Source organism: Novosphingobium sp. PC22D, assembly GCF_002556635.1.
In the GTDB taxonomy this organism is placed as follows: Bacteria; Pseudomonadota; Alphaproteobacteria; order Sphingomonadales; family Sphingomonadaceae; genus Novosphingobium.
In genome coordinates this window covers 1-9,607 of record NZ_MWMO01000031.1, presented here as the reverse complement: position 1 = coordinate 9,607, position 9,607 = coordinate 1, and the positions used below count along the sequence as shown (strand labels likewise).

Genomic DNA, 9,607 nt, shown 5'->3' with positions numbered 1-9,607 from the left:
AATTGAATATCGTTTACTAGATGAATTGAGAGGCCTTCGACAACAGATCGATTTTTTGAGGATCGAAAGCAAATCGCTACTAGCACCTCTCAAGAAGGCGTCGAAATTGTTGGGCGAAATTTGAGTTCCCGGGATGCCATTCCTCCTAGCGTCAACCTTCAATGACTCAGTCGGCAGGCTGACCCATAACGAGCAGAAGCAGGTCGATCTTACCACGATGCGCCTTTTTCGCGACCCGACCGGAAACGGCTTGCAAATGCATCGAGTGGAAAGGGCCCCAAGCTTCTGGACGGTACGAGTCAGCCAAGACCTGCGGATCGTGCTCCACAAGGATGGCGATACGACCTTGCTCGCCTGGGTTGGCCACCATGACGCCGCCTACCGCTGGGCCGAACGCAAGCGGCTCATCCCACACGAACGCACCGGGGCGATGCAGTTCGTCGAGGTGCCGGTGGTCGATGGCGGCATCGCCAAGTCCTTGCACGATGTAATCGATTCAATTGGCACACATCAGATTTCGCTCTCTGAAGCTGGAAATGCGGATGGCGACCGCTTGGTACCGGCACGCAAGGTCGACGAAGTGCCCGTCGTCATGGGGCAGCCCTTCCGCGGCCTGACCGACGACCAGTTGCTCGACGTCGGTGTCCCTTCGAGCTGGCTTGATCCCGTCCGCGATACGCAATCCGACTTCGTCGACGAATTGTTCGAATTGTTGCCCGCAGAGGCGGCAGAGGCTTTGCTCGACTTCGCCACTGGTGGCAGGCTCGAGGATCATGTGGCCACGAGGGCCGACGCCGGTGCCGATCCTTTCGCGCATCCCGATGCCCAGCGCCGCTTCCGAGTGCTGGACAACATCGAGGAACTGCGCGCCGCGCTCGAACAGCCCTTCGAGAAATGGGCGGTCTACCTCCATCCCGTCCAGCGCGCTCTCGTCGAGCGCGATTGGGCCGGCCCTGCGCGCGTCACCGGTTCGGCTGGCACCGGCAAGACCATCGTCGCCCTGCATCGTGCTGCCCATTTGGCCAGAACTGATCCTTCGGCGAAGGTGTTGCTCACAACCTTCTCGAAGCCCTTGGCGGCCGCTCTTCTCAGGAAGCGGGACGTGCTGACAGAGGCCGAGCCTGAACTGCGTAAGCGGATCACGGTGAGCACGCTCGATCAGGCAGCATTCGACCTGTTCACCAGCCGATATGGCCAGCCCAGCATTGCCAACCCTGCGCTCGTGCGCGCCGCGATTGCCGATGCACAGGACGCGGGCCTCGGTAAGGGCTTCACGCGCGACTTCCTGTTCGAGGAGTGGGACGAGGTCGTCGATGCCTGGAACCTCCCCGATCTTGAGGCCTACGCGACCGTACCCCGCATTGGGCGGCGTACACGGCTGGGTTCGGGGCAACGGGAAGCTGCCTGGACCGTCTTCGAATTCATACGTGAGCGCCTCGGGCGTCGTGGTGCCACCACATGGCCTCAGCTCTACGGTCGGCTGGAAAGCGATGCCGGTGCCTTGCCCTATAGCCATGCCGTCGTCGACGAGGCGCAGGACCTTTCCGTCGCACAGGTCAAGTTCCTGGGCCGGTTATCCCAGGTGCGACCCGACGCCCTGTTTCTTGCAGGAGATATCGGCCAGCGTATTTTCCACCTGCCTTTCAGCTGGGCACGCCTCGGCCTCGATATTCGCGGTCGCAGCCATGCCCTCAAGGTGAACTACCGCACGTCGCATCAGATTCGCGAAATGGCTGACCGGTTGCTGCCACCTGCCATCGCCGACGTGGACGGGATTGAGGAGGGACGGCGAGGCACCGTCTCCATCTTCGATGGCCCATCACCTGAAGTAAATCTGGCGGACGACGAAGAAAGCGAGCGCGAGGCGGTCGCGGCGTTTCTCGTCAAATGCGTGCAAGACGGGATCTCACCTTCGGAGATTGGCGTCCTCGTTCGCTCGCAAGATCAGCTGGGGCGTGCCCGAAATGCTGTACGCGCAGCACACCTCGAATTTCGGGAGGCGGATGGCCCTACTATTGCGATAATGCACGAAGCCAAAGGGCTTGAGTTCAGGTCAGTCATCGTCATGTGCTGCGACGAGGATGTCCTTCCCGATCCCACGCGCCTGGCCGCTATCGGAGATGTGGCCGATCTGGAGGCCGCCTACGAAACCGAGCGCCAATTGCTCTATGTCGCGAGCACCCGTGCCCGCGATCACCTCTTGATTAGTGGCATCGCACCCGGAAGCGAATTTCTGGATGATCTCAAGGGTCGCAGTGGTTCCCTATTCACCTAGCTGTTCACCTTGAGCGATTGCCGTAGGCTATCTGCTGTCCATACCTTGCCGGTTGCGCTCCGCAGACCTTCGCCTTCGAGCACCGCTGCGGCGGACTTGAGTGAAGCGCCTTCGGCAATCAGTTCCTTCGCGCGCGCTACCGCGGCTTCGACACGCTTTTGCTTACCCTTGGTCCATTTGGATTGCTCGTCGCGCCATGATCCAAAGTGCTCGCGGAACCACTCTTCGTCCTCCGGAGCCGGCCAGATAGACAGGAATAAATTTTCATGATCCCCGACGAATTCCTGCAGGTACTGGTGACTGCGCTGCTGGATGGCCGCTCCGAAATCGACATACAGAATCGTTGCCTCGAGTTCGCAAGCCCGGGCAACGAGCTTGTTGAGCTCGGCGACGAACTCCTTCGTCCCCCGATCCGGCGCGAGTTCGACTAGGGCTGATTCTTCCACGATATCGAAATGCTTCGTATCGTAACCCCATACGACCTTGCGCTGCATGGCGATGGTCTTGCTCTGCGCTGAAGCCTTTTCGATATCGCTCGGATCGACTGCTTTGAAGCCCGCCCAAGGCACAGGCAAAGTCCAGTAAAAACCTATTGCTTTGCGTCTCATTCCCTCTCCGCAGCGAAAAATTCCGAGCACATCACATGAGCGCATCGCACCCGCTTATCCCTTTGCCATCAAACGCAAAGGACACCAAGTCATGACCAAGGTCACCAAATCAAGTCAGTCCCACCCTCTCCAGATTGCCATTCTCCAGACTCCCCTGAGCAGCCGGATCGGCCTCTCGTTTTGCCCGGGTAAAACTCAGCTCTCGGCGATGTCCGGTGCCTGGGATCGCGACCTCGGCCTTGATCTCGACGCGGTGCGCGACTGGGGGGCGGTTGCCGTCGTCACGCTGGTCGAGGAGCACGAGCTGAGGGCGCTGCAGGTCGAGGGCATGGGGGCGGCCGTCGCGGCCCGGCACATGGACTGGTATCACCTGCCGATCCGCGACGTCAGCGTGCCCGGGGCCGGCTTCGAGACCGCCTGGGCCGAAGCGGGCGCTGAACTGCGCCAACGCCTCGCATGCGGCTTCGACGTTTTCGTCCACTGCAAGGGCGGGCTCGGCCGGGCCGGGACCATTGCCGCCAGACTTCTCGTGGAGCTCGGCGAGGATCCTGTCGAGGCCATCCGCATGGTGCGCGAAGTGCGGCCCGGTGCCATCGAGACGCGCGAGCAGGAGCGGTATGTTCTGGCCCTTGAACGCGTTGATGAGCCGAAACCCGACACCTCTGCAGCGGCCATTCGCGACCGGGCACTCGGTGCGCTCCTTGGTCTCGCCGCGGGCGACGCCGTGGGGACCACGCTCGAGTTCGCCCCGCGGGACAGTTATCCGGTCCACACCGGCATGACCGGCGGCGGCCCTTTCCGCCTCGCACCTGGCGAATGGACGGATGATACCGCCATGGCGCTGGCACTCGCAGACAGCCTGTATGATCGCGACGACCTCGACGAAACGGACCTGATGCGCCGCTTCCTCTCCTGGCGCGATCACGGCGAGTATTCGCACAATGAACGCTGTTTCGACATCGGCGCCACGACCACAACCGCGCTTTCGCGGTATGCCCACAGCGGCAATCCTGCGGCGGGATCGACCAACCCATCGAGCGCGGGCAACGGCAGCCTTATGCGGCTCGCGCCCGTCGCGATCCGCTTCCACCGCGACCGCGCGAAGCTGGTGGATGTCGCCGCCCGCCAGAGCCGAACCACCCATGCCGCGCCCGAGGCGGTCGAGGCCTGCGTTGCATGGGCGCAATTTCTTGCCGATGCCATAGAAGGCCGTCCGCTCGACGAAATCCTGCGAAGCTGCCCCTCGGGCGTCACCGGCCGGATCGCGGAAATCTGCGGCGGATCGTGGCGAGGCAAGCCCCGGCGAGAGGTGCGGGCTAGCGGGTACGTCGTCCACAGCCTCGAAGCCTCGCTCTGGGCCTTGGGCCGCAGCGGCACCTACCGTCAGGCCGTGCTCACCGCCGCCAACCTCGGCGAGGACGCCGACACCACCGCGGCGATCACCGGCCAGCTCGCGGGCGCGGCGTGGGGCGTCCGAAGTATCCCCGCCGAATGGCTCGACCGTCTCGCCTGGCGGGACCGGATCGGGGTAATGGCCGAGGGATTGCTCGACGACGGTGCCGCCTAAAACGACCGAAACTGTCGCAGCCCAATCCTACAGAATCGGCATGAAACGAAGGAATCAGACCGTGGGATCTTCAACTCCCCACACGCTCGATCTCGACCAGTGCCTTGCGCCCGGCGAGATCACTGTGCCGACGCTTTCGCGGTTGCTGGATGCAGCTGCCATCGACCATGATGTACATTCTGACGGGGAGGCAGTGCTCGTCACCGCCTTCGCCATCAACGTCATGCTGCATCCCCATCCCGAGGCGGGCACTCTGGCGATCCGGTCCATCTGCGAGTTTGCGGAGGGCAGCGATCCAGAGGCTGCGCTCGGGTTCGTGAATGCGTGCAACGTGGAATCGGCGATGGTCCAGTTCGCGCTGGTCGGTGATCCGCTGCGGCTCGGAGGATATCATGTCCTGTGGACCACCGATGGCCTGTTGCCCCGTCAGATCATTCGCGCGGCCAGCCGGTTCGCGGGCGGGTTTCGAGGCGCTGTCTCCGAAGCCGTTTCCGCGCGGCTCATGACCTTGCCCTGGATCGACGAGCCCGTCCGGCAGTCCGCTGGGCTTGTCCATTGACCCTGTTGCCTGTCGCGTTTTTCCGCGACAACCCGACCCAGCCCAAGGAAAAGTAGCAACCGTGCGCCTCTACCACGAACAACTACTCCACGCCCCGACCGACCTCGTGCGGTTCCTGGGATGCTCCCATGCCACCGCGCTCGATCTACAACGCCTGCGCGATCCGGCCTCGCTTCCCGAGAAGGCCGAGGACGACGCACTGACGGGTCTGGTGCAGCAGCAAGGCCTTGCGCACGAGGATGCTTATCGCCAGCGGCTTGCCGGGGAAGTCGATCTGATCGAGATCCCCGCCAGCGGCAGTCTATCGGCCCGCGCCGATGCCACGGTCGAGGCGATGCGCAGCGGTGCGCCGGCAATCTTTCAAGGGGCCTTTCTTGACCAGCCGTGGCACGGCTTCGCGGATTTCCTGAAGCGGGTGGAGCGCCCTTCGGCCTTGGGCGACTGGTCCTACGAGCCGGTCGACACCAAGCTCGCGCGCTCGGTCAAGCCGGCCTACCTCGTCCAGCTTGGTCTATATGCCGGATTGATGGCCAGGGTGCAGGGCGAGATGCCGCGCCGGGTCCATGTCGCGCTGGGCTCCGGAGCGGAGGAGAGCTTCCGCCTCGTCGAGATTAAACGCACGCTCGCCGCCGCTCGCGAACGCTATCTCGGCTTCGTCACCGCCCAGGATGCGGGCAACGCCCCGCCCTCTCGACCGCAGCCTTGCGATACCTGCCAGTTCTGCGGCTGGCGTGAGGTCTGCACCGCACGTTGGGAAGAAGAGGACCGTCTGAGCCGCGTTGCCGGATTGGGCCGTCCGCAGGCGGCGAAGCTAGAGGCGGCTGGGATAACGACCATGGCGGCTCTGGCCGACGCGGCCGATGATGAACGCGTGCCGCGGATGGCCGCCGCCACATTTGCGAAACTTCGAGCCCAGGCCCGTCTCCAGCACACAAGGCGCGACGGTGGCGAGCCGGCGGTTGAGCTTCTGAGCCCGGAAGCCGGCCGCGGCTTTGCCTTGCTGCCTCGGCCTCACCCCGCTGACCTGTTCTTCGACCTCGAAGGCGACCCGCTCACCCCGGGCGGGCGCGAATACCTGTGGGGCCTCCATTACCGCGACGGCTCCACGCCCGAATTCCGCTTTCGCTGGGGCCACGATGAGGATGCCGAACGGGTCGCCTTCGAAAGCACGGTCGACTGGATCGTGGCCCACCTCGACGCCAACCCCGGGGCGCATGTCTACCATTATGCGCCTTACGAGGTGACTGCGCTGCGACGTCTCTCCACCCTCCATGCCAGCCGCGAGGATGCTGTCGACCGATTGCTCCGTGAGCGCAGACTGGTCGACCTCTATGCCGTCCTGCGCCAGGCGATCCGCACCAGCGAGCCCGACCTTTCGCTCAAGACCATGGAGGTGTTCTTCGCCGAGAAGCGCACCGAAGCGGTGACCAGCGCTGGCGATTCCATTGTCGAGTACAAATCATGGCAGGAGACCGGCGAGCAGCGGATCCTCGACGATATCCTCGCCTACAACAAGGTCGACTGCGAGAACACCGAGGCACTGCGTGACTGGCTGGTTTCGCTGCGCATGGATGGCCTCCCCTGGCGCGAGGTCGGACCTGCCGTGGCGGTGCCGGACGATAAGGCCGAAGCCCGTCGCGAGGCTGAGGAAGCGGCCGCCGCGCTGGTTGCGGCCATCGAAATCGGACCGCTCCCGCCAAGCGCACGGGGCCGGACACTCGTCGGCCACCTGACCCAGTTCCTCCAGCGAGCCGACAAGCCGGCCTTCTGGGCGATGTTCGACCGCTGCGAAAAGGACGAGGACGAACTCATCGACGACGGCGAATGCATCGGTGCCATCTCGCCCTTCCCCGACGAGGACGGCGCGTGGCAGACGACCGAGAAGCGCAGCATCGTCGTCCGCTATGCCTTCCCCCCGCAGGACACTAAGCTGCGCGAAGGCAGCGCGGTGCTGCATGCCCCCTCGCTGATCAAGGTCGGCAAGATCGAAAGCATTGACGCGCGCGGGGGCGTGCTGACAGTCAAGCGCGGCAAGGCTGCCGCCGGCGGATTCCCGCAGGATGGATCGCTGATCCCCGAGCCAACGGTGCCGAACGGTATCCTCAAAGCCGCGATCCGCCGCGTGGCACGCAACTGGGCCGGTCTTCCCGATGAAGACGAACCAGGCGTCGTCGAGCAAGAAACACCCGTCGACACCGCCTCGGACACGACTGCAGGCCCTCGCTACAGGGCCCTGCTCGATTTCATCGAACGTGTGCCGCCGCGCCTTGTCGACCAAGTGAACGAACCGATGGTTTGCGACGGTGAGGACCTCCTCAAGGCTGCGACCCTGCGCTGCTTCGAACTCGACGAGTCCTACATGTTTATCCAGGGACCGCCCGGCACCGGCAAGACCTACACCAGCGCGCACGTGATCGTTTCGCTACTGGCGGCCGGCAAGCGCGTCGGAGTGTCGTCGAACAGCCACAAGGCCGTCAACAACCTGCTGCGCAAGGTCGAGGAGGTCGCCATTGAGAGCAATGTCCGGTTCTTCGGGGTCAAGAAGGCGACGCGGACCGATCCAGGCAGCTATCTTGAGGGCGAGATCATCACCGATGTAGAGAGCAACAAGGACGTCGCCGACTACGCTCCCGATCTCGTCGGCGGCACTGCATGGCTGTTCGCCGATCCGATGTTCGACCAGTACTTCGACTACCTGTTCATCGACGAGGCCGGTCAGGTCTCGCTCGGCCACCTGCTCGCGATGGGTTCGGCGGCGCGCAACATCGTGCTGGTTGGCGACCAGATGCAGTTGGCCCAGCCCATCCAGGGCGCGCATCCGGGTGAGAGCGGTCTCTCGGCGCTCGACTACCTGCTGCAGGGCGAGGCGACCGTCGCGCCCGACCGGGGCATCCTGCTCGACACCAGCTGGCGCATGCATCCCGACATCTGCGGCTTCATTTCGGAGGCGGTCTATGACGGGCGGCTGCACGCGCACGCTGACTGCGCCCGGCAGGCGCTCGATCTAGCATCAGGGCATGACCCAGCGCTCGCCAGCCACGGCATCCGCTTCGTGGCGATGGACCACGAGGGCTGCGGCCAGCGCAGCGATGCTGAGGTAGCGCGCGTCAAGGCGCTTTGCGAAGCGTTGCTGGGTACCCCCTTCACCCGCCGCGACGGCAGCACCGGGGTGATCGGCTGGGAAAACATCCTCGTCGTCGCCCCGTTCAACATGCAGGTGAACGCACTGGCCGACGCCCTCCCTCCTAGGGCGCGTGTCGGGACCGTCGACAAGTTCCAGGGCCAGGAGGCCGAGGTGGTGATCATCAGCCTCGCCACCTCGAGCCCCGACGACCTGCCGCGTCACGTCGAGTTCTTCTATTCCAAGAACCGCCTGAACGTGGCGATCAGCCGCGCAAGGACCCTAGCCATCGTGCTGGCGAACCCTAAGCTGCTGGAACTGGAAGCGAAATCGGTCGAACACCTGAGACTGGTGAACACGCTCGCCTGGGTGGCGGAGCAGGGGACCGCAGTTGTCTGACGAACTATCTAACAGCGCACTTGATTATTTCATGCGTAAGCTCACTCGGACGGAAGTTGAGGCCGCAGTCGCAGAGTGTGAACGCGAAGGAACCAGTGGCTTTCTCAAAGCTCATGGATTTGGCTTGCCTCGCCGTTGGGTCCTCATGGATGAGGGCCGACAGTATCCCGCAAAAGCGATTGCAGCGGTGGCCCTCTCCTACCTTTTGGACGGCCCAAAACTGACAGCACGAACCTTTTACAATGGGTTCGGGGAAGACAGAGCTTTTTCACGCCTAAAGGAACTTGGCTACGAAATCTCGCAACCGGAAGTGAGCGCATCGGGAGCAATAGATCGAGAGGCCATCCTCGCAGCCATGGACGACTGCGACAAACTAGGGCTTGAGGACTTTCTCGAAAAGAATGCGTTCGGCATGCCACGCGACTATTGGGTGCTGCGACCTGGCAGCACGGCTCGATATCCTGCAAAAGCCATTGTGGGGGTCGCACACGGCCATGTTCAGGGCGGGGCCGTGCTCAAGAACGCCGACTTCAACGGCGGCAACGGCCCCGGCGGTGCAAATTCGATTCTGAGACAGCATGGTTTCGAAATTGTAGGTACCGATTGCGATCCTGACACTGATGAAAGCATCGCCGACAAGATCCGAAGGTTTTTGATCGAAGAGTACGTCCGACCTGCAATCGGGCGCCAAGCGGCCGAGTTTGAGGTCGTCTCCGGTGATGTGCATCGCGAAATGGGTGAGTAGCCCCTAGATTTCTGGACGCCTTGGATCCTAATTTTGAGGACAGGAGGCGACGATGGGGAAGCCCAATTTCAGTGATGAGTTCAAGCGTGATGCGGTGGCCCAGATCACCGAGCGTGGGTATCCGGTAGCGGAGGTCTCGCAGCGGCTCGGGGTCAGCGCGCACTCGCTGTATGTGTGGAAGCGGCAGCTGGCGAAGGTCGTATCCGGCGATGCTGGCAAGGATGCTGAGATCCGCCAGCTGAAGCGCGAGCTGGCTCGGGTGACCGAGGAGCGCGACATCCTAAAAACGTATGGCCCGCCCCGTCCGCAAGGGGTTTATCAAAGACGGCACGA

The 9,607-nt window shown here is 63.2% G+C and carries 7 protein-coding genes; 6 read left to right on the top strand and 1 reads right to left on the bottom strand.

The features are described from left to right. Window positions 1-133 precede the first annotated feature (133 nt). Window positions 134-2,275: a 3'-5' exonuclease gene (locus B2G71_RS22920; protein WP_098108979.1), complete on the top strand. Its 2,142-nt coding sequence runs from the start codon at window positions 134-136 to the stop codon at window positions 2,273-2,275. Here B2G71_RS22920 and B2G71_RS22915 read toward each other — a convergent pair. After that, complete coding sequence (locus B2G71_RS22915; RefSeq protein WP_141521681.1) at window positions 2,272-2,883, bottom strand: hypothetical protein; 612 nt, start codon at window positions 2,881-2,883, stop codon at window positions 2,272-2,274. The genes B2G71_RS22920 and B2G71_RS22915 overlap by 4 nt on opposite strands. A gap of 91 nt (window positions 2,884-2,974) precedes the next feature. Here B2G71_RS22915 and B2G71_RS22910 point away from each other — a divergent pair, with 91 nt between their 5' ends. The 5 genes from B2G71_RS22910 to B2G71_RS22890 all read left to right on the top strand — a co-directional run. Next, complete coding sequence (locus B2G71_RS22910; RefSeq protein WP_098108977.1) at window positions 2,975-4,450, top strand: ADP-ribosylglycohydrolase family protein; 1,476 nt, start codon at window positions 2,975-2,977, stop codon at window positions 4,448-4,450. Between the two features lie 61 nt (window positions 4,451-4,511). Continuing rightward, entirely contained in the window at window positions 4,512-5,009 is a 498-nt protein-coding gene (locus B2G71_RS22905) for a hypothetical protein (protein ID WP_141521680.1), read from the top strand. Window positions 5,010-5,070: 61 nt separating this feature from the next. After that, on the top strand, window positions 5,071-8,529 hold the full coding sequence (locus tag B2G71_RS22900; RefSeq protein WP_098108975.1) for a TM0106 family RecB-like putative nuclease: 3,459 nt from the start codon (window positions 5,071-5,073) through the stop codon (window positions 8,527-8,529). Continuing rightward, complete coding sequence (locus B2G71_RS23915; RefSeq protein WP_141521679.1) at window positions 8,522-9,274, top strand: hypothetical protein; 753 nt, start codon at window positions 8,522-8,524, stop codon at window positions 9,272-9,274. The genes B2G71_RS22900 and B2G71_RS23915 overlap by 8 nt, the downstream gene beginning before the upstream one ends. Window positions 9,275-9,326: 52 nt before the next feature. After that, window positions 9,327-9,607: transposase (locus B2G71_RS22890; RefSeq protein WP_141521678.1), on the top strand; the 281-nt coding region annotated here is incomplete at its 3' end.